At 68.7% G+C, this 25,086-nt stretch carries 20 protein-coding genes and 3 pseudogenes; 8 read left to right on the top strand and 15 right to left on the bottom strand.

The features are described from left to right. Window positions 1-5: 5 nt before the first annotated feature. The 3 genes from OG332_RS06020 to OG332_RS06010 form a co-directional block, all read right to left on the bottom strand. Window positions 6-1,148: a glycosyltransferase gene (locus OG332_RS06020; protein WP_327412453.1), complete on the bottom strand. Its 1,143-nt coding sequence runs from the start codon at window positions 1,146-1,148 to the stop codon at window positions 6-8. 141 nt (window positions 1,149-1,289) lie between these two features. After that, complete coding sequence (locus OG332_RS06015; RefSeq protein ID WP_327412452.1) at window positions 1,290-2,498, bottom strand: MraY family glycosyltransferase; 1,209 nt, start codon at window positions 2,496-2,498, stop codon at window positions 1,290-1,292. Continuing rightward, window positions 2,495-3,565, bottom strand: coding sequence for an NAD-dependent epimerase/dehydratase family protein (locus OG332_RS06010; protein WP_327412451.1), 1,071 nt, complete (start codon window positions 3,563-3,565; stop codon window positions 2,495-2,497). The genes OG332_RS06015 and OG332_RS06010 overlap by 4 nt, the downstream gene beginning before the upstream one ends. A 258-nt stretch (window positions 3,566-3,823) precedes the next feature. Here OG332_RS06010 and OG332_RS06005 point away from each other — a divergent pair, with 258 nt between their 5' ends. Both OG332_RS06005 and OG332_RS06000 read left to right on the top strand, forming a co-directional pair. Beyond that, window positions 3,824-5,110 carry a nucleotide sugar dehydrogenase gene (locus tag OG332_RS06005; RefSeq protein ID WP_442816114.1) on the top strand — a complete coding sequence of 429 codons (1,287 nt, stop codon included), beginning with the start codon at window positions 3,824-3,826 and terminating at the stop codon, window positions 5,108-5,110. A 251-nt stretch (window positions 5,111-5,361) separates the two neighbouring features. Continuing rightward, the gene (locus OG332_RS06000) at window positions 5,362-6,741 is read left to right on the top strand and encodes a lipopolysaccharide biosynthesis protein (RefSeq protein ID WP_327412449.1); all 1,380 of its coding nucleotides are present in this window, start codon (window positions 5,362-5,364) and stop codon (window positions 6,739-6,741) included. A 35-nt stretch (window positions 6,742-6,776) separates the two neighbouring features. Here OG332_RS06000 and OG332_RS05995 read toward each other — a convergent pair whose 3' ends face one another. The 3 genes from OG332_RS05995 to OG332_RS05985 form a co-directional block, all read right to left on the bottom strand. Further along, window positions 6,777-7,715, bottom strand: a complete 939-nt coding sequence (locus tag OG332_RS05995; RefSeq protein ID WP_327412448.1) for an NAD-dependent epimerase/dehydratase family protein — start codon at window positions 7,713-7,715, stop codon at window positions 6,777-6,779. 13 nt (window positions 7,716-7,728) lie between these two features. Next, a complete protein-coding gene (locus OG332_RS05990) occupies window positions 7,729-8,865 on the bottom strand; it encodes a glycosyltransferase (RefSeq protein WP_327412447.1) in 1,137 nt (378 codons plus the stop codon). A gap of 200 nt (window positions 8,866-9,065) precedes the next feature. After that, entirely contained in the window at window positions 9,066-10,427 is a 1,362-nt protein-coding gene (locus tag OG332_RS05985; RefSeq protein WP_327412446.1) for an O-antigen ligase family protein, read from the bottom strand. Window positions 10,428-10,616: 189 nt separating this feature from the next. Here OG332_RS05985 and OG332_RS05980 point away from each other — a divergent pair, with 189 nt between their 5' ends. Genes OG332_RS05980 through OG332_RS05965 form a run of 4 tightly spaced genes read left to right on the top strand, consistent with a single transcriptional unit; the run spans window position 10,617 to window position 13,658 of the window. Beyond that, on the top strand, window positions 10,617-11,102 hold the full coding sequence (locus tag OG332_RS05980; RefSeq protein ID WP_327412445.1) for a GNAT family N-acetyltransferase: 486 nt from the start codon (window positions 10,617-10,619) through the stop codon (window positions 11,100-11,102). Next, the gene (locus tag OG332_RS05975) at window positions 11,099-11,794 is read left to right on the top strand and encodes a PIG-L deacetylase family protein (RefSeq protein WP_327412444.1); all 696 of its coding nucleotides are present in this window, start codon (window positions 11,099-11,101) and stop codon (window positions 11,792-11,794) included. The genes OG332_RS05980 and OG332_RS05975 overlap by 4 nt, the downstream gene beginning before the upstream one ends. Then, window positions 11,791-12,489 carry a WbqC family protein gene (locus OG332_RS05970; protein WP_327412443.1) on the top strand — a complete coding sequence of 233 codons (699 nt, stop codon included), beginning with the start codon at window positions 11,791-11,793 and terminating at the stop codon, window positions 12,487-12,489. The genes OG332_RS05975 and OG332_RS05970 overlap by 4 nt, the downstream gene beginning before the upstream one ends. Then, on the top strand, window positions 12,489-13,658 hold the full coding sequence (locus tag OG332_RS05965) for a glycosyltransferase (RefSeq protein WP_327412442.1): 1,170 nt from the start codon (window positions 12,489-12,491) through the stop codon (window positions 13,656-13,658). The genes OG332_RS05970 and OG332_RS05965 overlap by 1 nt, the downstream gene beginning before the upstream one ends. Here OG332_RS05965 and OG332_RS05960 read toward each other — a convergent pair. Then, window positions 13,630-14,097: an acyltransferase gene (locus OG332_RS05960; RefSeq protein ID WP_327412441.1), complete on the bottom strand. Its 468-nt coding sequence runs from the start codon at window positions 14,095-14,097 to the stop codon at window positions 13,630-13,632. The two genes, OG332_RS05965 and OG332_RS05960, sit on opposite strands and share 29 nt — an antisense overlap. A 948-nt stretch (window positions 14,098-15,045) precedes the next feature. Between OG332_RS05960 and OG332_RS05955 the strand changes: the two genes are divergently transcribed. Together OG332_RS05955 and OG332_RS05950 are read left to right on the top strand one after the other, a co-directional pair. After that, window positions 15,046-15,792: a class I SAM-dependent methyltransferase gene (locus OG332_RS05955; protein WP_327412440.1), complete on the top strand. Its 747-nt coding sequence runs from the start codon at window positions 15,046-15,048 to the stop codon at window positions 15,790-15,792. Then, complete coding sequence (locus OG332_RS05950; protein WP_327412439.1) at window positions 15,793-16,995, top strand: glycosyltransferase family 4 protein; 1,203 nt, start codon at window positions 15,793-15,795, stop codon at window positions 16,993-16,995. A gap of 43 nt (window positions 16,996-17,038) precedes the next feature. Here OG332_RS05950 and OG332_RS05945 read toward each other — a convergent pair whose 3' ends face one another. The 8 genes and pseudogenes from OG332_RS05945 to OG332_RS05910 all read right to left on the bottom strand — a co-directional run bounded on the left by OG332_RS05945 (window position 17,039) and on the right by OG332_RS05910 (window position 24,868). Then, entirely contained in the window at window positions 17,039-17,815 is a 777-nt protein-coding gene (locus OG332_RS05945; protein WP_327412438.1) for an FkbM family methyltransferase, read from the bottom strand. Next, a complete protein-coding gene (locus OG332_RS05940; protein ID WP_327412437.1) occupies window positions 17,812-18,813 on the bottom strand; it encodes an NAD-dependent epimerase/dehydratase family protein in 1,002 nt (333 codons plus the stop codon). Before OG332_RS05940 ends, OG332_RS05945 begins: the two co-directional genes overlap by 4 nt. A gap of 189 nt (window positions 18,814-19,002) precedes the next feature. Beyond that, window positions 19,003-19,866 (bottom strand): FkbM family methyltransferase, encoded by an 864-nt coding sequence (locus tag OG332_RS05935; protein WP_327412436.1) that lies wholly within the window; start codon window positions 19,864-19,866, stop codon window positions 19,003-19,005. Between the two features lie 45 nt (window positions 19,867-19,911). After that, window positions 19,912-21,030 (bottom strand): glycosyltransferase family 4 protein, encoded by a 1,119-nt coding sequence (locus OG332_RS05930; protein ID WP_327412435.1) that lies wholly within the window; start codon window positions 21,028-21,030, stop codon window positions 19,912-19,914. Window positions 21,031-21,524: 494 nt separating this feature from the next. After that, window positions 21,525-22,731 (bottom strand): annotated as a pseudogene (locus OG332_RS05925) (IS4 family transposase); the annotation flags it as partial. Between the two features lie 110 nt (window positions 22,732-22,841). Then, a pseudogene (locus OG332_RS05920) lies at window positions 22,842-23,039 on the bottom strand (hypothetical protein); the annotation flags it as partial. Window positions 23,040-23,142: 103 nt separating this feature from the next. After that, window positions 23,143-23,874: pseudogene (locus tag OG332_RS05915) on the bottom strand (glutaminyl-peptide cyclotransferase); the annotation flags it as partial. Window positions 23,875-24,412: 538 nt separating this feature from the next. After that, a complete protein-coding gene (locus OG332_RS05910; protein ID WP_327412434.1) occupies window positions 24,413-24,868 on the bottom strand; it encodes a hypothetical protein in 456 nt (151 codons plus the stop codon). Window positions 24,869-25,086: the final 218 nt, after the last annotated feature.

Below are 25,086 nucleotides of genomic sequence, written 5' to 3'. Positions count from 1 at the left end.
AGGAGTCAGCGGACCTGTGCTCCTCCCGGGACGGGTTCTCTTCGGCTTTCCCGGACTCCGCTCGCCAAGGCGGCGTAGACGTTGTCGAACCATGCCGCGGTGGAGGCAACGTCCACCGAGGTGGTGTCGGCGAGCGCTCGGGCGGCGAGCGCGGAATGAACCTCGGGCCGCATGGCGCGCAGGATGCCTTCCGCCAGCCGTTGTGGTGAACCGGGCTGGACGAGGACGCCGTTGTCGCCGTCGCGGACCAGGTCGGGGATTCCCCCTACCCTGGTGGCCACCACCGGCACAGCGGATGCCAGTGCCTCCATGACGACCACGGGCATCGCTTCGTAGTGGGATGCCAGAACCAGGATGTCGGCAGCCGCCACCAGCCGGCCAGCCTGCTGAATCCGTCCCAGATACGGCATCCGGTCCTGTAGCCCGCGTCGGCGGATGTCCGCGAGCACCTGCTCGCGCAGAGGGCCGTCCCCGGCCAGGACGAACAGCGCGTCAGGACGCCGCTCGAGTACCAGAGCGGCTGCTTCGACCAGCAGCGCGTGGTTCTTCACCGGACGGAAGTTGGCCACGAAAGCCAGTATGAAGGCCTCCGCCGGGATCCCGAACTCCTCCCGCACCTGGTCCGCTCGTTGCGCCCAGCTGCGCTGCGCGGCCACGTCCACCCCGTGGATGCGCGTACGGACCTGGCGAGCGCCCCGCACGGATCCGGAGGCGGCCACCTGTGGTGAGACGGCCACCGTTAGATCGTCAAGGCGCCGCGTCGGCCGTTCGAGCAGCCTCGTCAGCGGGTGACACCGCACATAGTGCACCGTGGAGATCAGTGCCGGGCGCGGGCGCATCAAATGCAGGGCGGGGCGCAGCACCGCAGCGGGCAACGGGGAGTGAACATTGACCACGTCCGGGGCCAGGCGCCGCACGGCACGGAGCAGCCCGAGGTAGCGCAGCCTCCGCGGACAGGACCGGAGATCGACGAGTGTCACTCCGCAGTCCCGGAGTGCATCCACCAGTTCCTGCGTCTCGGCTTGGAGGAAGACCACGGTGTAGTCACGATCGGACCGGGGCGCCCTGCGCAGGCGTTCGACCAGAAGGACCTCGGCACCGCCGACGTCGAGGGTCTTGATCACTTCGCAGATACGCGTCATGGTCATCGAGCCGCCTTCCGATGCCGACGAGGCCTTGCGCCGTCGCGGGTCAGCACCATAGGTGCTGAGTGGCGCCCGAACACGAGGCCTTGGTTCGGTCGCGCGTTTTTCGCGGAAGCATCACCCGAATGCGCCTCTTCCACGACATCACTGCGGTGCGACCGGAGTGCCCGCTGGCGGGGACAATGCGGTGGCCTTCCGGGCTCCCCGTGAATGCGGCACACCCATCGGCCGGACCGCCCTGTGGCGGCGTCCGGACCCACCACTGTGCCTCAACCGGAGTGCTGTACGAGCGGCCCCGTCGGCCAGGGCCCCGGCCGGGACCGCGACGCGCGGCGAAGCGGTGGCCACAGCGGGGACTTTGAGTAGCAGCCACACCGCCCCGATCCCCACCGCGGAGACGGCGAGGAGCGCAATGCCGGAAGCAAGCAACCCGTAGGTCACCAGCATGGCGGCCAAGCAGCCCACCACAGCGAAGGCGCTGAGTGTCCGGACGACCTGCGGCACTGTCAACCCCATGCGCCGCAACCGGTGAGCGATGTGGTCCGTGCCGCCTTGCAGCAGGGGCCTCGACTCCCGGTAGCGGGACAGCATCACCAGCGTGGTGTCCAACGTCGGAACCAGGGTGGCGAGCAGCAGACTGGCGGGTCCGGACAGGCCGGCGGCGCCATCGTGGCGCACCATCATCGCGGAGGCCAGCGTGAAGCCGAGGAAGAGTGAGCCCGCGTCACCGAGAAAGATCCGTGCCGGATTCCTGTTGTGGAACAGGAAGCCGAGACAGGCCCCGGTCAGGGCCGCCATCACCACACCCAGGCCGTCTGGATCGCCTGGCAGGGCAGTCAGGCAGACGAATCCGCCGATGACGACACACAGCGATGACGCTGCGCCGTCCATGTTGTCCAGCAGGTTGAACGCATTCGTGATGAAGACGATCCAGAGGACGGCGAGCACCGCGTCGACCGCGCCGCCGAAGACGGTCGGATGCCCCCCTGCCGCTACCACCAGCGTGGCGGTCGACGTCTCGACGAACAGCCGGATCTTTGGGCCCAGCTGGCGCAGATCGTCGATGAGCCCGAGGACGCACACGATTGCCGCGCCGCCGAGCAGCACCCCGAGAAGCGGGTCGAAGACACCCCGGGCGAGCGCGACGGCCGTACCCGCGGCAAGGGTGGCGAGCGCGACGGCGACACCGCCGAGATAGGGCGTGGGCCTGGTGTGCGCCTTACGGGCGCTGGGACGGTCGGTGATCCCATGGCGAAGGGCGAAGCGCCGCATTGGTTCCGTCAGCAGCCCTCCGATCAGCAGGGCCGCGACGCCTGCTCCCGCCATCGGCACCGCTGCGCTGATGCCGGTCACCGTCCCGCCAGAGCGATTCCGGAAACGGGCCCGTCGGTCACTGGGAGAAGTTGCTCCGGGGCGCCCGGCACGTGTGCCGACGGGTTGTCGCGCCATGCGGCACGGGCGTCCGCGATCGCGTCCGCGAGCACGTCGGCGAGGCTGTGCCGGGGCTGCCAGCCCGTCACTGCGCGGAGTTTCGTGGTGTCGGGGACTCGTCGTTCCATGTCCTCGAAGTCCGCTCCGTATGCCTCGGCGTACGACAGATGTTCCACCCGTGAGATGCTTCCGGTCTCGGCGATGATCCGGTTGGCGAGCTCGAGGATGCCGATCTCGTCGTCCACGCCGATATTGAAGGTCTCTCCCACCGCCTCGGGCTGTTCCAGCAGGAGCAGCAGCGCCGAGACGGCATCGGCGACATGCAGAAAGCAGCGTCTCTGGCGGCCGTCCGCATGGATCGTGAGGGGTTCCCCGAGCACTGCCTGCCGGGCGAATCGCGGAATGACCATTCCGTACGCCGGGCTCTGGCGGGGTCCCACGGTGTTGAAGAACCGGACCACCGTCGACCTCAGCCCTCGCTCGCGGTGGTAGAGGCAGGCCATGATCTCGTCCACCGCCTTGGCGGTGCTGTACGACCACCGGGCCACGGACGGGCTGCCCAGGATGCGGTCGGAGGTCTCGCTGAGCGGTCCGGAGGAATTCTTCCCGTAGATTTCCGAGGTGCTGGCGATGAGAATCCTGCGATCGTGGCGCTGCGCGGACTCGATGACGGTCTCGGTGCCTTTTGTGTTCGTGATGAACGACCTCAACGGCTGCTCGACGATGAGTTTGACCCCTACGGCGGCAGCCAAATGGATGACAATCTTGCATTCCTGCACCAGCTCGTCGACGAGCGGCGCATCCAGCACGGACCCGTGGACGAAGCGGAAGCATGGGTTCGCTCGCGCCTGGGTGAGGTTTTCCTGCCGGCCGGTGGTGAGGTTGTCGAGGACCACCACGCTGTTTCCGTCAGCCAGCAGTGCGTCCACGAGATGGGAGCCGATGAAGCCGGCTCCGCCGGTGACCAGGTACTTCGAACAACGATCCATGTGCGGCTTCACTCCGGTTCGGGTGGTGTGGGCGGGTCGCGGTTCCGAGGAGCTCGATCACAGTGCCGAGCCAACGTTCACCTATGCGATGAATAGCGGATATTGGAAGTTCGTCAGGTGATGACGGAACGCTCGGCGAGTCTGCCGTTACGGAATCAGGGTGATGTCGGTCGGACACATCCCGAAGGTGCGCGTCGGAGCTGCCGCGCATGCGTCAATTAGCTTTGGCATATGCCGATTCCTCAAAAAACCGGAGTGATGAGGGTGCGTCAGAGCAGCGTCGCCGACAGGCGCAACCTGATCGTCGTAGGCTTGGGCTACGTAGGCCTTCCGCTGGCCGTCCGGGCGGTCGAGGCGGGATATTCCGTCGTCGGCGTGGATACCGACGAGTTGCGTGTCAAACGCCTGGGCGCCTGCGACTCCTACATCGAAGGCGTCGACGACGCACGCCTCATGGCCATCACGGACAGCGGCCACTTCCGTGCCGCCACCGACTACGACGGGATCGACGGTTTCGACGTATGCGTCATCACCGTGCCGACACCCCTGCGTGAGGGCGTCCCCGATCTGAGTTTCGTGGAGTGCGCCGGTCGGAGCATCGCCCCCCACATCTCACCCGGCGCCACCGTGGTCCTCGAGTCCACCACGTATCCCGGGACGACCGAGAGCCTGCTGCTGCCGCTGCTGGAAGCGGGCAGCGGACTGAGGGCCGGAGCGGATTTCCACCTCGGCTACAGCCCCGAGCGCATCGACCCGGGCAACCCCGACTGGCACCTGGAGAACACACCCAAGGTGGTCTCCGGGATCGACGCCGCGTCCCTGCGCAACGTCCGGAAATTCTACGGCGACATCGTGGAGCGGACTGTGCCGGTGAGTTCGTGCCGAACTGCCGAGCTGACCAAGCTGCTGGAGAACACCTACCGGCACGTCAACATTGCGATGGTCAACGAAATGGCCATGGTGTCCCGACAGTTGGGTGCCGACATCTGGGAGGCCGTGGAGGCCGCCAGCAGCAAGCCGTTCGGCTTCATGCCGTTCCGACCAGGTCCCGGCGTGGGCGGACACTGCCTGCCGGTGGACCCGTCCTATCTGTCGTGGCAGGTCAAGAGGCTGCTGAAACAGGATCTCCGATTCATCTCCCTGGCCAATGAGATCAACGATCACATGCCGTCCCATGCCGTCTGGCGGATCACCCGCGGACTGAACGAACGCGGTAAGTCGGTCAAGGGCTCGCGCGTACTGCAACTCGGTCTGGCCTACAAGAAGAACACGGGCGACATCCGTGAGTCGCCGGCCCTCGCCATCGCCCGGTCGCTGCTCGCTCTCGGCGCCCGGCTGGTGGTGGTGGAGCCGCACACCGACTCGTACCTAGTTCCTCCGCAGATCACCCGGGTCGAACTCACCGAGGCGGAGGTCCGGGCGGCCGACGTGGTCGTCGTGGCGACCGATCACGATGCCTTCGACTACGCACTCGTCGAAGAGGCCGGTGCCTACGTTTTCGACTCGCGGAATCGCTGCCGGGGTGAGCGTGTCGAGATCCTCTGACCCGCGCACGTCCGCGCCCTTCCCGGGCCGGGGAGGATCCGTGCCGACCGGATCCTCCTGATCCGCCGAGGCCGGGACGACTTCGCCAGGTCAGACCGGCCGTTGGGCGGTTGCGGTAGGAAGACAACCGATGCCCGCCACACGCGCCGAGTGACGAGGAGGTGCAGCAGCAGGTGAGAGGTACACCGTCAACGGCGGCGCCGCTGGATGCCACAGGCGCCGGGACCGACCCCGGGAGGTGGGTGAGGCGCTTGGCGAGGCGCCTGCCCTGGCAACGGCATCTGAGGACCTTCGGCTCGCTCACCGCCGCCAGCCAGATCGAGGCGGCACTCTCGTTCGCCACCACCGTCACACTGGTCCGGCTGGTCGGGAGCACTGCGGCGGGGGAGGTGCTTCTGGCCCAGGCCATGGCAGCGGTCTGGTTCCTGCTGGGGGATCCGCGCTTCGAGGACGCGCAGCAGCGGTTCGTTCCCATGGAACAACGTCGCGGCCCCGGTTGCGGAACCCGGCTGTACTGCCGGCTTCTCCGGCTGGACATCGGGGCCGGGCTGCTGGCCACGGTCCTGGGCGTGGCGGCGGCGCTGGCCGCCGCGGCCCTCGGATGGATCCCCGCCGAACGGCTGTCGCTGCTCGTGCCTGCCGTGCTGGCGGCAGGAGCGGCCACGCCCTGGGGCAGTGCATCGGCCGGTTTCGCGATCTCCGACCGACTTGAGCGGCTCGGAGTGATCCGCGTGGCGCTCGCCGTCTTCGGCTTCCTGGTGACGCTGACGGCATTGATGACGGCCGGCACGGGCGGCTACCTGGTGGCCACCGTGATCACCGGCCTGGTTTCCACCGTATCCGTCACCGTGATCGCCTGGCGGCAGGTGAGGCAGGCGTGCGGCCCTCCCGCTGACGGCCCCGCTCCGATGCCGGCAGGCCTGTTGCCCTTCCTGGTGAAGAGTTCGGCGACCCAGTCCGTCTCCCTGGCTTCGGACAGCGGCGTCTCCCTTCTGGCCGGACTGCTCGGTGGCCCCACCCTGGTGACGTACCTGAAAATCGCCGGCGCTCCGGGCCGTCTCTTCGGGAGCGCCGTCAACCCAGTGGCGTCACAGCTCTACCCGCGTCTTGCACGGGCCGGAGCCGATGGGCGCCGATGGGCGGTGGTGCGCGACGTCCGCCGCTGCAGTGCACTCGTCGGCGCCATCGGACTGGTCGCGGTGGTGGTCGCGGTTTTCCTCCTCGGCCTGCTGATCGGCCTGATGTACGGCCCCCAGTACACGATTCTGTCCACGGCGGCGGTGGTCATGCTGGCGGGGGCCGCGCTGCGTGGCACGGCGATCTGGTCCAAAGTTCTGCCCTCGGCTCTGGGCTTCCCCGGTGTCAGGCTGGTCTTTCTCACCGCCGAGGGCGTCTGTCAGCTCGGGATGCTGGCCGCCGTCATTCACTTCTGTGCCGGTGCGTCGGGCAGGGCACTGGCCTGGGCATGGGGAAATCTGGGCCTCATGGTCCTGAGCACGGCCGGCTGGTTCATCGTGCTGAGGTGCCTCACCCGGTCGATGCCGGATCCGGGTGTCCAGGCCGGGCGGGGTCCGGTGGGGACTGGCTCCCGAGTCCATGCGGTCGGCGCGGCCTGCGGCGGAGACCACTGAGTTCCCGCCCGCGAGGCCGCCGCGCATCGGCTCCGCTACGCGTACGCCGGCAGGGAGCGGAACCACCGGACGGTCTCGGCCAGTCCCTCCTCCAGCGGAACCGCCGCGAGAGCCGGGAAGAGACTGCGGAGCAGTCCGTCGTCGGCCTGCGAGTCGCGCACGTCGCCGCGGCGGGGGTCCTCGTGGCGGATGTCGATCGCCAGCTCCAGCGTCTTGGCGAGGTGATGGGCGAGCTCCAGGACGCTGATCCGGGTGCCGAAGGCCAGGTTGACGGGGCTCGTACTCGTGACCTTCCCCAGGACGGCGTCTGCGAGTACCCGGGCGACCGTTCCGACGTAGGTGAAGTCGCGGGTCTGGTGGCCGTCGCCGAAGACCGTCAGAGACTGACCGCGCAGCGCGGCGTCGATGAAGGCCGGAACGACGGCTGCGTAGGCGTGCCCGGCAGGCTGCAGCGGGCCGTAGACATTGAAGAAGCGGAAAACGAGGGCCGGAAGGCCGAAAGCCGATCCGTAGGCGAGCGCGTAGGCCTCGGTGGCGAGCTTGCTGGCGGCGTACGGGCTGAGGGGACGCGTCGGCAGGCCCTCGTGCTTGGGCAGGTCGGCGACCGAGCCGTACACCGACGACGAGGACGCGGCGACCAGGTGGGTGTTCCCGCGGCGGCACGCTTCGAGGACGCGCATGGTTCCGGTGGCGTTGACTTCGTGGCTGGCGAACGGATCCACCAGGGAACGGGGCACGGACGGCCGCGCGGCCAGATGGACCACGGCGTCGGCCCCGGCCACCACGCCCTCGAGCAGGTCGCGGTCGAGGATGCTGCCCTCGACCAGCTCCACGTCCGTACCCGCGAGATTGGCCGCTGTACCGGTACTCAGGTCGTCCAGGGCGACGACCCTGCCGACGGAAGGGCGGGAGGTCAGTTCACGGCACAGGTTCGCTCCGATGAACCCGGCGCCTCCGGTCACTACGACGTTCAACGGTTCGCACCTTTCAGTGGGGGCTCGGCCACCAGCCGTGCTCCACGGCGATGGAGGCATAAAGGTCGTGGGTGTCCTGTACCAGGCGCTCGGCCCCGAACTGCCGCGCTGTCCAGGCGCGGGCCTCCTCGCCCATCCGGCGGCGGAGCGAGTCGTCGCCAAGGAGCCTCACGGTGTGGCGGGTGAGCTCGTCGGCGTCGCGCCGGGCCAGAAGCCCGGTCCGCCCGTCCTGGACCACCTCTGCCACGCTGCCCACGTTCGTTGCCACGGCCGGCACCCCCGCCAGCCCCGCCTCAATGAGACTGACCGGCATACCCTCGTTGTCCGATGTGAGCAGCACCATGTCCGAGGCGGCGTAGACGGTCTCCACGTCGGCGCGCCAGCCCAGCAGGTGGAGCGAGTCGCGCAGATCGCCGGCCGCTTCCAGATCGCCGTGCAGGTCTCCGTCCCCGCACACCAGGAATCGAGCGGCCGGAAACGCGTGACGCACCTCTCGGGCCACCGACAGGAACCGGTCGGGCCGTTTGATCCTGGTCACCCGCCCGACATAGGCCACGACGAGGCTGTCCCCCGGGAGGCCGAGCTGTTTGCGCGCCTCCGAGCGGCCCGGAGCAGCGGCCGGCGTGGTGCCAGGCGGAACCACGGCGTACTGCCCGGGTCGGCCGATGCCGGCGGCCAGGAGGTCGTCGCGCACGCTGCGTCCCACCGCCACCAGCCGGTCGGTGACGGTCGCAAGGCTGCGCTCGGCCTGCACCACCAGGCGGGTCTTCGCCGGTGAGAAGTAGCCCTGCAGGAGGTGGCCGTGGAAGGTGTGCACGCGTACCGGCACCCGCGCGAGCACGGCCGCCATACGTCCGAGTGCTCCCGCCTTGGCGGTGTGCGTGTGAACGATGTGCGGCCGGAACCGGCGCATGGCGGCGGTCAGTGCCGACAGGGCACGCAGATCATCGGTGGGCCGTACGGCGCGGCCCAGGGTTGGCACCGGGCAGACCTGTACATGCGGGGCCCGCTGCTCCACGTAATCGGCCTCGTCCGGGCCCACGAAGCCTGCGAAGAGCCGGTGGTCGAAAAGCTCGCTGTCGAGCCCCCCCATGAGTGTGGAGACCTGGAGGGCCGGACCGCCCACGTTCATCCGGGCGATGACCCTCATCACCCGGATTCGGGAGGGAGCGGCATCGTGGGTGTGACCTCGGGCAATCACCATTCAGCCTCACCGCGTTCCTGGCCGATCGCTGAGTCGGGCACTGATACGTGCTCGCGACGCGCACTGATGGTGACCCGACAGGAGGAAGCGACGACGACGACGCGCCGCCTGCACGGCGAGGGAGACACCTATGGCCTACACATCCGTCACATCGTGGCCGATGCTTTGCGCCTGACACCGGCCTCCGTACGGAGCTCTCCCGGTCTGTCGGTCCTGAGTGCGGTCAGCCGGTGCCCAGTGGTGGGGTTTAGCATCCTGACGATGCCCCTATCCGCCGGCACTGCCGGGCCGAGCCCCATGCCCGCATAGACGAAGAAAATCAGCGTCAGCGTCGACCCCGCGTACAGGGTCATTTCCGTCAAGGACATGGCGAGTACGGCGACCGTGAACAGCAAAGGTGTGTCACGTCGGCATGCCAGGCGCCGGAGCAGCGCTCCCAGGAACAACGCGAGCGCCAGCAGTGCGGGCAGACCCACCGAGGTAAACACATTGACGAACAGGTTGTACGGCATGACATGTCGGATTGGGTTCCAGCCGGCTACCTGGAAATGGTCCATGGACGACACGTGTCCCCATCCGCTCCCGAAGACGGGATTCTCCAGGCCGGAGCGGATTCCGTTGACGACGCTCTGCGTACGGAGAACCTCGCTGAAGCTGTTGAGGCCCAACCACTGGGTGACCAAGCCGACCATCTGCAGCCCTGCCAGTCCGAGACCCGCGAGAATGGCGGCGATCCTGACTGCTGAAAGCTTCTTCTGCGCCCACACGACCAGCACGACGACCGTGGCGAACCACACGCCGCGCGTCTGCGTCAGGAAGATCCCGCAAAAAAGCACCGCGCCGACGAACCACCTTCCCCTGAACCGCAGTTCGGATGTGAGCAGTGGGCACAGTGCGGCCAGCAGAAGTGCGCCGGTCTGAGAGGGGTCGCCGATGTCCACCCCGAGGAGCCGCGGTTGCCCCAGCAGCACGCCGCCAACAAGGTTGGCGAGGGCGTAGCACAGTACGCCGTAGTACACGAGTCTCCGATCCACCCACCGGCGCGAAAGGAGGGCGAACACCGCACAGTAGGCGGCGATCCGGAGCAAGGGTGTGACGGTCAAGCCTGCGTAGAGAGTGGCCAGAAACGACCAGCCCAGGAACAGTGCGAGCCACAGGTTGACCGATCCATTGCGTTCCGCTGACGTACCACGCTCTGCGACAACGCGAAGCAGGTAGACAAGCAATAGCACGTCGCTGATGAGCAGCGGCCCCGCCACCGGGACTTGCACAGCGGCGATTCCGAACCCATGGCCCAGCACGACGGCACCGGTCAGCAGGAGCTCGGGCGGCAGGAGCATCCCGAGCGTGGCCAGGGCCACCAACGTCGCCGCCACCAGCCATGCCGAGCCCATGACGTCCGCCAGTGAGGTGCCGTCCGGCGCAGCCCCTGGAGGCCCCCCGAGGTCCGCGCTGATCACTGGCGCGGAAATCGCGGCGGCGGCGCTGACCACGAGCAGCAGCTTCATTCGCGTCCTTGGCAATGTCACCGGGCCGAGTGTGGCCGCGCCGACGCGGCACTGTGTATGCGGCACGCGGGAGCCCGCGTCCCCAATACGCCGTCGGAGGTACTGATGTGCCCGGATCGGCTCGCCGAAGCCTCCTGCGGCCTCCGCCCTGGGACGCTCATGCGAAAGCCGCGACCTCGAGGGACTTGGATGCACAGTACGAAGGGGAAGACAGCCGTCCGGCAGCCCGCCCGAGACCTGCATCGCCTGGGCGATGTCGTCGACAAACTGCTCGACCCGCTCGTCGAGTTGGAACAGCGCGTGCACCGGGCAAGCAGCCACTACGACACCGGTCCGTGGCAGGCCGAGAACTTCGCCCGGCACCTTCCCGGAAAGCGCGAGCTGAGCCTCGTCGCGACCCTGCGCGGGAAGCCGGTCGGATTCGTGATTGCCTCCCGGCGTCCCGAGGGCGCGCACATTCACCGCGTGGCCACCGACCCTCGTCACCAGGGCACCGGTATCGCTTCTCGGCTGCTCGCCCTCCTCCTGGCGCGAACGCCCGGCATCGTCACTCTCATCTGCGACCCCCGCAACCAGCCGGCACTTGACCTGTACGCACGTGCGGGCTTCCGCGTGACCGGCACCACGCCGGAAGGCAAGCTGTCACTGGCGGCCGGCACCCCACTCCATCGGTGACTGTTTCCCGAGAGGACGACGTGATGTTCTGTAGCAACCCGATGTTTGAGCGCAGCCTGTTCGTGGGGGCTCACCTCGACGACATCGAGCTGGCGGCCGGAGGGACCGCCGCTCGTCTCGTGGAGGCAGGAGCACGGGTGCGTTTCCTGGTGATGAGCCCATCGGACTACACCAGCTACGACGGGAGCCACTTCCGCGACGCCGACGTGGCGGTCACAGAGGGCCGGGAAGCCGCCGCCACTCTCGGGGTCAAGGAGATCGACGTTCTGTCGTTCCCCGCCAAGGACGTGGAGAACCACTCGACCGTCGTGGAGTCGATCAACAAGGTCGTCGACGACTTCCACCCGACGATGGTCTTCACACACTGGCCGTTCGACACCCATCGGTCTCATGCCAACACCGCGCTCGCCACCATCGCGGCGAGCCGGTACTACAACTCCGTCGTCATGTACGAGCCCATCACCCCGTCGGGGCGCAGCTACGTCGGTTTCCGCCCGCAGCTGTACATCAACATCGACGACACCATCGAGAAGAAGTTGCAGGCCCTGCGTCAGCACAAGTCCGAATACACCAAGTACGGGGAGCAGTGGATCGAAGGCGTCGAGGCCCGCTCCCGATACCGCGGCTACGAGATGCGTGCCCGGTACGGCGAGGCGTTCGAGGTGTCCCGCCTGGAAGGCGTGCTTGCATGAGGGTCACCATCCACCAGCCCGAGCACCTGCCGTGGCTCGGCCTCCTGGCCAAGGTCGCCGCGTCGGACCTGTGGATCGTTCTCGACGCCGTGCCGTACCGGAAGAACTACTTCCAGAACCGCAACCGGGTCATGCTGGACGGCCGGCCCACCTGGTTGACGGTTCCGGTGACCGCCCCGTTCGGCACGCGGATCTGCGATGTGCGGATCTGCGAGATGCCATCCTGGCGGCGTCGCTACCGTGGCCGCCTGATCCAGGCGGTGTCCGGGACCCGGGGCGTGGACCGTATCGACGACCTGCTATCGGTGATCGATGCGGCACCGCCCGGCGGCTCCCTGGCCGACCTCAACCTCGACCTCGCGGACTGGATGCTGTCACAGTTCGACGTCAAGGTGCCGACGGCTCGTTCTTCCGAGCTCGACGCCACCGGGACCAAGTCCGAACTGATCCTCAATCTGTGCCGGGCGGTAGGCGCCGACGAGTACCTCGCCGGGCCCTCGGGGCGCGACTACCTGGACCTTGACGCCTTCGCCGAGCACGGGATCACCGTGCGCTTCTTCGACTTCGACCACCCGACGTACGCCCAGGGCTGCGAACCCTTCGTACCGCGTCTGTCGGCCGTCGACGCCTGGTCGAGGGTCCCCCCGGCCGAGCTGGCGTCCCTGCTGACCCGCTACCGGCTCCAGGCCGTGTGATGACCACACACTCCACCGCCCCCGTGGAACGGCAGCGCATCACCGTCGTGACCATCTCGGGCCACCGGCAGCGCGACGTCGAGGACTCCGCCGACTTCCGGTCGTGGAACGCGCTGGCCGACCGGCTCGGTCACGCCTGGTGCATCTGGGCGGGCCCGCACCTGGAGTGCGACCGCGGCTCGATGCACGTGGTACGGCACCCGCGCCGCCCGGGGCCGCAGTCCCTGCTGTGGGCCGCCGGCTCGGTCCGCCTCGGGGTGCGCCTCGCGCGTGCGGCAGCCCGCAGGGGCGAGACCGTCGTCCTCAACGGGGCGGAGCCGTGGGGCTGGCTGGCGGCCTGGACCGTGTCGCTGGTCGTCAGGCGTCCCTGGCTCATGGACGTCCACGGCGACTATCTCGGCCTGCCGGTCGCCTCACTCGGCCGATGGCGCAAGGCCGTCCTCGAACGGTCCGTCGTCGCGTTCGCCCGACGAGCCACCGAGCGCAGAGTGGTGGCCCAGTCGATGGCCGACGCGTTCTCGCAGCGCGGCATCCCGTCCGCTCTCGTGCCGCCGCGGCTCCAGCCTGTCTGGGAGGATCCGCCGGTCCGCACCGTCCCGCCGCTGGCCGGACCCGGTCTGTCCCTCCTCGCGGTTGGCCGGCTCGTACCGTCCAAGGGGTACGACATCCTCCTGACGGCGCTGGCCACGCTGCTCGAGACGGTCCCGACGGCCCGGCTGCGCATCGTCGGTGACGGTCCCGAGAAGGCGAGGCTCGTGGACCTTGCTGAACGGCTCGGCCTGGCCGACAAGGTCACCTTCCTCGGAGCACGCGACATCGACGAGGTGCGGAAGGAGTACGCGCGTGCCGACCTCTTCGTCATCTCGTCGAGGGACGAAGGGCTGCCGAGAACCCTGCTGGAAGCGGCGTCTGCGGCCCTTCCCGTCGTGGCGACCCGTGTCGGGGGCATTCCGGCTGCCGTGTCCGGCTGGCCCGGCATCATGCTGGTTCCGCCCGGCGCCGGGGCACTCGCCGAGGGTCTGCGCCAGGTGGCGGCGTTCCCGCCCCGGCCCGAGGACCTGGCCGCCGTACGCCGAAAAGTCCTCGCGGTCCACGCCTTCTCCACCAACATCGAGGAGCTCGGCCTCCTCTATCGCCGTGTCACGGCGCGGGCTCCGCGGTTGCAATAGCCGTCCGCTGCGAGACCCCGCGGCGACGCAGCACGCGCGCGGGGTTGCCGGCCACGACGGCGTACTCGGGGACGTCGCGCGTGACGACCGACCCCGCTCCGATCACGCTGCCCGACCCGACGGTCACCCCGTCCAGCAGGACCGAGTGTGCCCCGATCCACACGTCGTTCCCGACGACGACGCCTCGGGCCGTGATCGGCTGGCAGCGGATAGGGAGGGCGAGGTCGTCGACCCCGTGGTTGAAGGCGACGATGACGACGCCGGTCGCGATGCGGCACCCGTCCTGCACGGTGATCCCGCCGGCGCCGTAGAGGACGACGTGGTTGTTCAGTGAGCAATCGCTGCCGATCGTGATGGAGCCGCCCTGCGGGACCAGCTCCACGTGGCGGCCGACCAGGGTCCGCTGCCCGATGGCGATGCGGGCATGCTCCTGGATCACTGCCCGCGGAGAGATGTACGACCCGGTTCCGATGCGCGCGCCGCGCAGCCGAGGGGGAATGTTGGCGCATGCCCGTAGCCACCTCACGGCACCAGCCCCTTATGAATCGCCACGGCCTGCTGCTTCCTTTGGTGGTCTCAGGCACTGTGTGTCCGGGCGCGCCTGCGCGCTTGGACGCCGACACGTCGTGCGGCCTGCTCGTAGACGGACACCGGCAGTGCCATTCGGGCAACGGAGGCCGCCCACGCACGACGGCGAAGATAAGGATGTCCGTTGCCGCTCCTGCTCTCATGCCGCCACCAGCCGGGGCGCGGCCGGGCGTGGCCGGCCCACCGGGTCGAGCGTTCCACGTCCTCGTGCACCCGGACCTCCGTTCTCGGGCGGGGGCCGTCGTTTACCCAGCTCTTCAGGTCTTCGGTGACGAGGATCAGCCCCATTCTTAACTCTCGATGCGATATATCCGGTTCAGACATGCTGAGAAGGGGCAATCCGTGCCGGGACGCGGCGCGCTGAAGGAGCGCGGCCTTCGTTCCGTCTGGATTCCGCCGCAGCTGCTCACGGTCTGGGAAGAGCCGCTGAAGCGTGACCGGCCGACGCCGGGAACGCCGTCCCCGGCTTCTGACGCGCGTCGGCTCATCCCCTCGGAGGCTTCGGCCTGCTGCTCGCGGCGCAGCTCAACTGGCCTTGGTACGCGACCGCGTCCTGGCGACCCATGGCTTCGACACCAACATCGGCGTGCTGGCCGCACTTTTCCGGGACATCAGCGCCGACTGACCATCCAACGCCCCGTGTTGTAGGGGATAAACCCGGTATGACCCGATACGTTAGGTGGCGCAGACACCAGGTAACACTGAGGAGGGCGCCGTGAGTCGGGTATCGACCGTTCGTCGTTGGGTCAGGCACTCTGGAATGAGGCCTGTGGCGTCAGTGCTGGGCGGGTACGTCGCCATGCGTACCCTCGGAACCGGCATCCGGCGGTACACGGCGCCGAGCATCATGGACTTCACCCGCTCCGGAGGGAAGCTGACCACATCGGCGCCGGGATTTCTGCGGGAACTGGGCTGGGAAACGACAGAGATCGAGCGCGTCCTGGGCGAGTACCAGGAGGTCACCGAAGAACTGACCGCCCGCTACGCCGACACGGCGCTCTGCTACCCCCGGACTCACGGCGTGGAAGCGGAGACCAGCGCGGTGCTGTACGGACTGAGCCGGCTGCTCAAGCCTCAGTCGGTGGTGGAGACCGGTGTGGCCGACGGCCGATCCTCATGGCTGATCCTCGCCGCACTCGAGCGCAATGGCTCAGGGGTGCTGCACAGCTTCGACGTCAACCACACCGCAGGCCGACTGGTCGGCGAACACCCGCAGTGGCAGCTGGAGATCCTCGACCCGAAGGACCTCGCGGCATGCTTCAGCCGGGCGCTGGAGCGCGTGGGGTCCATCGATTTGTTCTTCCACGACAGCGACCATCTGTATCTTCCGCAGATGTTCGAGTACGGGCAGGCCTGGCCCAGGATGACCCAGAGCGGCATCTTCGCCAGCGACGACGTCAACTGCAGCAGGGCCTTCTTGGACTTCTGCGGGCGCCGCCGTCAACGCCCGGTCTTCCTGTTCGACTCCAGAAAGATCACGGGCGCGGTGCGGTTGCCGGGCGTTCCGCAGCGGCGCGCTGAACAACTCCAGCAGCAGGTGGGCTAGATGGCCGACGTGATGCAGGGCAGGACACACAGCGAACCGGACTCCGCCCAGCCCGGTTCGTGCCCGCGGCTCGTCTATGTGGTGCCCCACCTGTCTGAAGACGAGTCCGAACACTTCGCGCACATCCCGGCGTTGCTGGCGGCTCTGGGACAGCGTGTCGACGTCGCGGCCGCTGTGGAGCGCGGCAATCCTCCGGCGCAACTCGCCGGGGTCCGTCTCCTGATGCGCGTACCCGGCCGGCACCGGATCGGCCGGATGCTGGGCACCGCGCTCACGGTCCACCGCCTGTCCCGCGCCGGCTACCGGACCTACTTCCTGCGCTACTCCACCCTCTTCGTTATCGTCCTGATCCTGACCTACCCGCTGTACCGCCACCGCATCCTGCTCTGGCGCAGCGGTCTGCCCGACGTACGGAGTCCGGAGCAACCCAGGACCCTGCGGCTCAGGGCCCACGAGTTCGTCAACCTGCTGACGGCGCGGCTCGTGCACTGCCTGGTGACCGGCCCGGAGACCATGGTGCCGCTGATGGCCGGGGTGTGGGGCGTGCCGAGCCAACGGATGCGGCTGCTCTACAACGACATCGACGCCGAGCGCTTCGCCCCCCTGGACGAGGCCGCACGCGACGGGGCGCGAACCGAACTCGGCTGGGATGAGCAGGAGTTCATCGTGCTCTTCGTGCACCGGCTGTCGTATCGCAAGGGAGTCACCCTCCTCGCACCCCTGCTGGACGCGGTCGCTTCGGCCCCGCAGGTCCGTGACTGCGGCCTCCGGGTCCGGCTCGTGGTCGCCGGGGACGGCCCGGATCGGCCCCGCCTGGAACGCGAGGCGGCCGACCCGGCGAGGAGCGGACGCATGCAGCTGATGGGCGCCGTTCCCAATCGCGACCTGCCCCGGCTGTACGCGGCGGCGGACGTCGTCGTCATGCCGAGCTACGAGGAGGGCTTCCCGCGGGTGCTGCTGGAGGCGATGGCCTCGGGCACACCGGTGGTGACGACCGATGCAGGCGGTTCGGTGGACGTGGTGGGTGCCGACTACCCCTATGTGGCGCCGGTCGGTGACCTCGACGCGCTGGCCGGGCACCTTCGGTCTCTGGCGGCTGTTCCCCGTGCCGACCGGTGCGAGCTGGGGCTGCGGTTGCGGCACCGGGCGCAGAGTGAATTCTCCCCCGAGCGCGTGGCCGCGATGCTCCACGCGCTACTGTGAGGGTGCGCCGCCGGCCACATGCGTGGCGGCGCACCCGGCCGGATCAGCCGCGGTCGGCCCCGGTCCGTTGCCGGGCCTGGGCGCCGAAGCGGCGCGCTGCGAGCGCGTAGATGGGTCGCGGCAGCGCGGCCCGCGCGGCGTGCGTGGCCCAGATGTAGGGCGGGCGGTGGAGTCCGAGACGGTAGCGCACCGTGCTCGCCGCGGCGGGTGAATGCGGGCTCACCAGGACGAGCCACTCCCGCACCGCGGCGCCGCCTCCGTGACTCTTCAGGGAATCGGGCGTGACGAACCTCTGGCTGTGGTGTCGCAGTCTGTCCTCCACGATCGCGTGCCGATGGGCCTGGCTGGGGATCTTGCGGACGTCGAAGTCGACGTAGATGCTCCGCAGCCGGCTGATCACGCCGCTGTCCAGGAGATCCTCGAGCACGTCGCACTCACTGCCTTCGCAGTTGAGCTTGAGGTAGATCTCGTCGTGGGCCGACGTGTTCGCCCGCAGCCAGTCCGTGGCACGCAGCAGGGCGATGGTCTCCGCCCGGACGTGCCCGTCGCCCAACTCACCCTTGTCGGCATACACACTCGCTCCGAGCAGACCCGCCCCGAACAGGGTCGCCCGCCCTGTCCTGCTGGACAGGCCGGCCGGCACGATGTGCACCCGGGAGTCGCGGAACCCCCGGAGAATGCGCTGGCAGGGTTCCGCCGGCTCGAACGAGTAGATCCTCTCGAAGCCCCAGCGGGGGTCGAGGGCAACGTCGAGGGACTCGCCGTAGTGTCCGCCGACATCAAGGAAGACGCGCATGCCGCCCACCGCTCTCCGTGTCACGCCGTCACGGCAGCCGCGTCGTGGAGAGGGCCGCGGGAACGGGTGGACAGCCATTTCCACTGGCGCTCGATCCCCTCGGTCAACGTGATCGAGGGGACGTAACCGAGCAGCTCACGTGCCTTCGTGAGATTCGCTTCGGTCACCTGCACATCGCCTGGCTGGTGGATGTCGTCGCGCACCGGAACCTTCGCCCCGGTGATGTCGCCGATCCTCCTCAGCACGTCGAGCACCGAAACGCTGTCCCCTCCGCCCACGTTGACCGCCTCCGCGGTCGCATCTGCGGTCGCTGCGGCGACAGTGGCTGCCACGGCGTCCGTGACGAAGGTGAAGTCCCGGCGCTGGTGGCCGTCCCCGTAAAGCTGCAGCGGCTCTCCCGTGAGGATTCCGCGCAACATCCGGCCGATAGCCATGTCCGGCCGCTGCCGGGGGCCGTACACCGTGAAGTAACGCAGCGCGACCACGCTCGTGGGGCTTGCCGGGGCGAGCGCGTAGGCGAGAGCAAGACGTTCGGCCGCGAGCTTGGTCACCCCGTACGGTGACAGAGGAGCGGTGGCGTCCTCCTCGCGCAGGGGGCCCCTGCCGACGGCGTCCCCGTAGACGCTGGAGGACGAGGCGAGGACGAGGCGGCGGACACCCGAGGACTGGCATGCGTCCATCAACCGCTGCGTCGCCAGTACGTTGCACGCGAGGTACTCGCCGAAGCCGTCCCCCCACGACGGCCGGACGCCCGGAATGGCCGCGAGGTGAAACACGGCGTCCGCGGCGTGGACCCAGGGCTTGAGCTCGTCTGTCACGAGGTCGCCCTGGACCAGGCGGAAACCTGGGTGTCCCATTACGCCCTTGAGGTTCTCCGCCGCCAAGGTGTTGTCGCGGGGCGAGCGCCGGTCGATGCCGAGAACGGTGGCCCCGCGTTGCAGCAGGGCCTCTACGACATGGGAGCCGATGAAGCCCGCCGCCCCGGTCACAACAGCGCGTTCGATGCAATGAGCCGCACTCATCACGGATTCCTTTCCGTCGCCACAGCTCGCACTGCGCCGGGCAGTTGCGGGCCGTCACCAGTGAATTAGACACCCCATTCTTGCCGACCTGGGCTACTTTTCCGGTTTAGACATTCTCGGGAACTTCGTGATGCGTCCGCAGGGTGGAGCGAAGCGGCAATACTGGATTCGAGTTCTCCCCTTTCCGTGTCAGACCGCAGCGGCGAGCCGCGCTTCCACATCCGGCCGTCGGCGGCGGCACACAGCCAGTACATCGGGCCCCGCGGAGAGCTGATCCGGCGCTGGGACGAGCCGGTTGCGGTCCGGGTCGTAGAGCACCATGTCGTAATCGTGGTCACCGAGCCATCGACGGACCTCACGGGCCGTGGAGCCGAAGCGGTGGAGGAACTTGTCGACGAGTTCGAGCATCCACACCGCCGGCTCGCCCCGGGCGATGAGTCGGTCTGCACCACGGAGGGCCAGGTGTTCCGTGCCTTCGACGTCGAGCTTGCCCATCGCGAAGGAGCGTTCGGGCAGGGTCTCGTCGAGCCGGCCGAGCCTCACCTGCACGGCGCTGTCGCTGTCGCTGTCGGCCTCGGTCCGGATGCGTGAACCAGAGCCCCTCACAACGAACGACACGGTGCCCTGCTCGGCCCCGATCGCCATTTCATGGACCGTCACACAACGCAGGGAATTCACGCCGACGTTGTCCTGCAGCCGTTTCACAAACGCGGGCACGGCCTCGAAGGCGTGTACGGCTCCGTTCGGCCCCACGAGCTGGGCGGCGAGCAAGGTGAACATTCCTTCGTTGGCACCGCCGTCGATAAACCCGTCTCCAGGCCGGAGATATCGCTTCATGAAAGTCATTTCTTCGTAATCCGGAAGCCCGCCGAAATAGACGAAACGACCCGGCTGCGTGCTGTCAGGATAGGCGCGGAACGACATGTCGCCGTATACGGACAATTCCAGTGGCTGCCCGATCATCCTCTTCCAGGCTTGCCATCCCGCCATGGCGGCGAAGGCCTGAGCCCGCCGCCCACGGTTGGCGGGATGTTCCCAGACCATTTTGGCCATGCCATGAATTGTCGTCGGCATTCGTTTGCTCCCTTTCAGCGCCCGTCATGCGAAGGAGTGCAGCTGTTCCGGCGCTGCTCGGTACCACTTCTCGACGCGCTTTGCGACCCGGGACCAGTCCAGCTCCGCGGCCGCACGTACCCCGAGCTCACTCATCCGGTTGCGGCCCGGTCCGTCGTCGAGCACGGTTCTCAGAACATGCACCAGGTCCGCCTTCGAGCCTGATGGGAAGACCCGATAGGCCTCGCGGTCGGTGACCACCGGATCGAGCGAGGCGTCCGAGGACACCACGACGGGCGTGCCCAGCGCGAGCGCCTCCAGCGCCGCCGTGGGCACGCCTTCGCCCTTCCCGGAGAGTCTGCGTGACGCGAGGACGAACACTTCGGCTCGCCGGACCAGGTCGTAGACCTTCTGTCGGCGCAGCGGACCGACCAGTTCGACTCCCGGACCCGCCGCTGCGAGCCGGTTGAGGCGGTCCCGCTCCGGGCCTTCTCCCGCGATCACCAGACGCATGCCCGGCCGACTGTGCGCCAGTTCGTGGAACGCCTCGATGAGCAGATGGTGGTTCTTCATCGGGTTCAGCGCGCCGACGCTGACGATCAGGCCGGGCTCACGGGCCAGAGCATCGATGGGGGACGGCATGGCGGACAACTCCAGGCCGCTGGACATGGTGAGGATGCGTTCCCGGTCCACGCCACGCGCCGCGAGGTCGGCAGCGGTCGCCGACCCCAGGGCGATGAAGGCCCTCACATGCCGGAAAGCGTGCCGTGCGAGCCACTGATGCCGGTCGGTGAGTGCCGCATGCACCGTCAGGAACAGCGGAATTCCCAGGCGTCGGCACACGGGACCCAGCCCGGCGGCCTCGATGTGGTCGCCGTGGAGATGCACAACGTCCACGTTGCGTCGGGCGGCGCAGAGGTCCTTGATCGCCGCAGCGGCTTCCGCCGCGAAAGCGAGCCGGTCGGACACCGGCCCGAGCATCCGGGACCGGGGGATCCTTCGGAGCGGCAGTCGCGTGGCTCCGACCGGTACCGTCGCCCCGTGCCGGAACGACATCGTCACCCGGTTTCCGCCATTGACCTGATGACGCGTCAGGTATTCGACATGGCGTTCCATTCCTCCCGGCATTGGGGGGACCCGGTAGCTCACCCGCACGATGTGCATCGTCGTGTTACTCCACCTCGCGTGTCGGCTCGTCACGTGACCACCGTTGCCGTCACTACTGACGGCCGCCCGCGACCTGGTGCGCATCGAATGTCACCGAAGGATCGCGGCACAGCGTGCTGCCTGCCGTTCGCCTCGCCGATCCTCACCGGAAAGGACCAGTGAAGGGGCCACGCGGCGCAGGCTCGGGTACCAGATACGCACAGGCGAGGGGCCGGGGTCGCACTCCTAGAACCAATACCAGTGATTTAAGGGTCCGGGGTGCCTGGGGTCTTCGGTGGGTTGGTCGGGGCCGTTTTGTGGTGTGGGGCGATGGCCACGGCTCGGGCTGGGTCGAGTGTCGGCTGTGGCCAGAGCCGGTGTGCGGTGCGCTTGACGCCGAAGTTGGACATCTTGCGTTTGACGACGCGGGCGTTCGACCGCTGTCGTCGCGGTGGCAGGAGGTGACGGGCTATCTCTCGTATCCCGTCGGTGAGGGCTGTGGCCAGGCGGTCAGGGGAAAAGGCCGCCTGCGCGGTGACCTGGCGTCGGGCGAGGCGGAGGGTGCGGGTGAAGGAAAGCCGGTCGGTATCGGTGTCGGTGTCCCGGGCGGCGGTGTGCATGAGCTGGCGGATCGCGTGATGGACGAGGAGGTGGGCCCAGACCTCCTGTTCGACGCCGTCGGGCGATCGGGAGCGCAGGACCTGGGCGGGGCCGCGTTGGTGGGTCTTCAGCTCGTCCAGTGTGGTCTCGATCTCCCATCGCTCGTTGTAGAGGGCCGCCAACTCCGCCGCGGGTGCGGCTTCGTGGTCGAGGATGGTGGTGATCAGCCGGTACGGGGCGTCGTGCTGCGGGCGTCCGGGGTCGTCCAGGGTGTACTCGATGACCCGCACCACGGTGGGATCGGTGCGTTTGCGGTGGTCCTTGGCCGCCACGATGTCGGAGAGGTAGGACCCGTCGGGGAGCTCGCGCCGCACGGGCAGGACGGCGTTGGACTTGATGCGCCAGAGCAGGTCCGCACCGCTCGGCCGATGCCGCTCGCCACTGCTCCAGCCCGGCGAAGCCCCGGTCGGCCATCAGCAGGTCATCCGGTCCAAGGGCGTCGAACAGCTCCCGCGCGATCACGGACTCCGCGGTGGTGAACGGCCCCAGAGCCGCGCGGGTGATGGCGTGCGTGCCGCACTCCGCCAGCGCCACCACCCGCACCTGCGGGAACGCGGTCCGCTCGCCCCGGTGGGTGGCGGGACGACCGAACCGGGCGTCGTTCTCCTCACTGTCCGGCACGTCGAACGTGGTCCCGTCGACCGCCATCAGACGCCAACACCCGTACCACGCACCGGGAGTGGACTCGGTCGCCACAGGCCCGGCGGACTGCTCGAAGAGAGCCTTGAGCGGCTCGGGCCCGAGCCTGGCCCGGGCCCGGGAAACCGCACCGGGCGTAGGCACCTGCCACGAACCCGACCAGTGCTTGGCCCAGGCCAGACCCTGAGTGAGCAGCCGTGCGACCTCTTCGTAGCCCTGACCGGAGAACAAGCACATCGCCAGCACGAAGTAGACGACCACCCGTGGAGGCAGCAGCCGGTTGCGCTGCCCGGCCTTCCCGGATTCCTCCACGACCCGGTCCACCAGCTCCGGCGGGAACGTCCGCGTCAGCAGTCCGATCGCGATCCGATCCGACAACCGCTCGTCCGTCTCCGGCTTGACCTGTCCAGGGCGTGGCATCCAGACACCTCCTGGCCAACACCCTACCAGCCGAGATCCTTAAGTCACTGGTATTGCTCCTAGAACCCAAGGTGCGCGACCTCGGCCCCTCGGCGGCGTACGAACGCCGGTTACTTCACCGGCTCCGGCTCGCTCTTTGCATCCGCTTCGCCCACCGGGTCGATCGGCGTCCTGACGGAGTCGAGGAGCAGCTGGGCGACGCCCACGACCTGGATGGAGTCCTTGGCCTTGCCGCCCGCGACGGTGACGCTTTCGGATGCAGCCTTCTCGCCGTTGACCGAGTCGGTCGGCATGACCAGGTGTGCAGGGCGCATCCAGGCTGGGCAGCGTCGTTATCGCGAGGCCGGTGATCTGCGTCGCAGTGTGGCTTGCCTCCCGCCGGGACGAACAGCACGCGGAGCGGAACATTCTGGGCCAGGACTTCCCCGTGACCAGGAACTGGTCCGTTTCGGGGATGGCCGCGATCCCGTTCAGCGTCGATCCCGGGACGAGTTCGTCGCGCAGCAGGCCCGAGGCGTCGATGCTCGCCGTCACCGCTCCGGTGGCGGGGTCGATGAGCATGATCCGGTTGGTGAAGAGCACGTTGGCGTACACGGCGCCGCCGACGCACTCCAACTCGTTCAGCCCCGTCACCGGCCGGCCCCCTTCGGCCACGGCGACCTCGCCCGTCTTCGCGAGCGTCCCGGGGTCGCGGAACGTCAGCCGTGACGAGCCGCCGCTGGTCACCAGCCGGTGCCGGGTCCGCTGGAGGCACACGCCCCAGCCGTCGTCCGGGTACGGGACGCGACGCAGCTCCGCGAGCATCCTGGCATCGCGCTCGACGGCGGTCCGGTTCCGCCGGGTGAGCTGCCACAGGGTTCGGCCGAGCACGGTGATGCCCTCACCGAACAAGGGCGCGGGGAGTGCCGCGCGGACCGTGGACTTCTTGCCCGGACGCCCTGCCCGTACCGAGGACCGGCCCTTGACCCGCAGGTGCTCGACCCGGTGCGCGGCGAACCGCTGCCCACCCGAGGCCCGGCCTGCCGGATCGTCCAGGGCGCGCTCTCCCGTCGCGCACGACGCGAGCAGCAGCACACCCAAGAGCACGGCCGCCCCGGTGTGGCGCGGGCGCTCAGACACGGCAGGAACCGCCCAGTCGTACATCGCGTAGCTGGCCCGTTCGGTGTGGTCCACGACGTTGTCGGCGGTGAGCTCAATGCCGTTGACCATGCGGGCCGGGTCGGTGACGCGCAGGAAACGGCTCAGCGTGACGCGGGCTGCCAGGGAAGCGTCGGTCATCTCCGGGGTGAGGCGGTCGATCTGCCGCGCGAGCCCGGTCCGGGCCCGGTCGGCCGCCGGCAGCCAGGTGCACCGGGGCAGCCCGTGCACGTCGGCCTGCGCCTCGACCGCGACGCGGGCGGCCCGGACGAGTTCCGGCGCGTGCTTGCTGCAAGGTCGTAGAGGGCCTCGGACACCCCGTCAACGCGGCTGTCCGGCGTGGGCGGGGGCAGGGCTCGCACCAGCGGGGACAGCACGTCGCCGACCAGCCGGTCGGCCGCGTACGCGGCGGCCAGCGGTGTGTTCCTGAGCGCGCGACGGCGGCCCGGTGCCCCCTCGCGGGAGCGGCCGGGCCTGCGCATGCGGAAGGCGTTTCGGCCGGGGCCGGGACGCCGTGGTACCGCCGTGCTGATGTCGTGCTCCGTCATGCACTGCGGCGACGGCGCACGGCCAGCATCGTGCCCCCGCCGGCCGCAATCAGGCCGGCTGCGCTGCCGCTCGCTGCCAGAGCCTGTTCACTGGCGGTGTCCGCGAGGTCCGGGCTGCGGTCGGGGCGCCCCGGCTCGTTGTGTCCGTTCCGTCCGTCGTCTCCGTCATGCCCGTGTCCGTTATTTCCGCCATCTCTGTGTCCGTCGTGTCTGTCGTGATCTGGCCAACCGACCGCGGCCCGCACCTTGATGCGAGCGGAGCAGGTGAGGTTGGGATTGCGCGCGGTGACCTTGAAGGTGTGCCAGCCGGCGCGGACCCTGTTCGGGATGGTCACGGTCGCATACGCCGTCCCGCCGGCGTCGGCCCGGTACCGGCCGAGGACGATCGGGTCCGATGCCAGCAACGCCGTGACAGGCTGCCGGGGGGCGAACCCCGTAGCCCTGAAGTTCACGGTACCTCCGGCCGTTGCCGTGGTGGCGCCCAGGGTGAGGCATGGGGGTGGCGGCGGGTACGGTGGCGGCGGGTACTGCGCATGGGCGGTCTGCGCCCCCACCAACGGTGCGACGACGAGCACGACAGCCGATGCTGCCGATGTCAGGCAAACCCGCCATCTGGGTGATGTCGTCATCTTCTCACTCTCCTCGACTTCAATCTGGGCCAGGCTGCAGC

It is taken from the genome of Streptomyces sp. NBC_01233 (assembly GCF_035989305.1).
Classification (GTDB): Bacteria; Actinomycetota; Actinomycetes; order Streptomycetales; family Streptomycetaceae; genus Streptomyces.
The sequence above is the reverse complement of the archived record's forward strand: the minus strand, read 5'-3'. Positions and strand labels throughout refer to the sequence as shown.

Bases quoted from the DNA above. Each gene is read 5' to 3' on its own strand.
- OG332_RS06020 (WP_327412453.1), bottom strand. From the start codon at position 1,148: ATGACCATGACGCGTATCTGCGAAGTGATCAAGACCCTCGACGTCGGC.
- OG332_RS06010 (WP_327412451.1), bottom strand. From the start codon at position 3,565: ATGGATCGTTGTTCGAAGTACCTGGTCACCGGCGGAGCCGGCTTCATC.
- OG332_RS06005 (WP_442816114.1), top strand. From the start codon at position 3,824: ATGAGGGTGCGTCAGAGCAGCGTCGCCGACAGGCGCAACCTGATCGTC.
- OG332_RS05990 (WP_327412447.1), bottom strand. From the start codon at position 8,865: ATGAGGGTCATCGCCCGGATGAACGTGGGCGGTCCGGCCCTCCAGGTC.
- OG332_RS05985 (WP_327412446.1), bottom strand. From the start codon at position 10,427: ATGAAGCTGCTGCTCGTGGTCAGCGCCGCCGCCGCGATTTCCGCGCCA.
- OG332_RS05980 (WP_327412445.1), top strand. From the start codon at position 10,617: ATGCACAGTACGAAGGGGAAGACAGCCGTCCGGCAGCCCGCCCGAGAC.
- OG332_RS05970 (WP_327412443.1), top strand. From the start codon at position 11,791: ATGAGGGTCACCATCCACCAGCCCGAGCACCTGCCGTGGCTCGGCCTC.
- OG332_RS05965 (WP_327412442.1), top strand. From the start codon at position 12,489: ATGACCACACACTCCACCGCCCCCGTGGAACGGCAGCGCATCACCGTC.
- OG332_RS05955 (WP_327412440.1), top strand. From the start codon at position 15,046: ATGCGTACCCTCGGAACCGGCATCCGGCGGTACACGGCGCCGAGCATC.
- OG332_RS05950 (WP_327412439.1), top strand. From the start codon at position 15,793: ATGGCCGACGTGATGCAGGGCAGGACACACAGCGAACCGGACTCCGCC.
- OG332_RS05940 (WP_327412437.1), bottom strand. From the start codon at position 18,813: ATGAGTGCGGCTCATTGCATCGAACGCGCTGTTGTGACCGGGGCGGCG.
- OG332_RS05935 (WP_327412436.1), bottom strand. From the start codon at position 19,866: ATGGCCAAAATGGTCTGGGAACATCCCGCCAACCGTGGGCGGCGGGCT.
- OG332_RS05930 (WP_327412435.1), bottom strand. From the start codon at position 21,030: ATGCACATCGTGCGGGTGAGCTACCGGGTCCCCCCAATGCCGGGAGGA.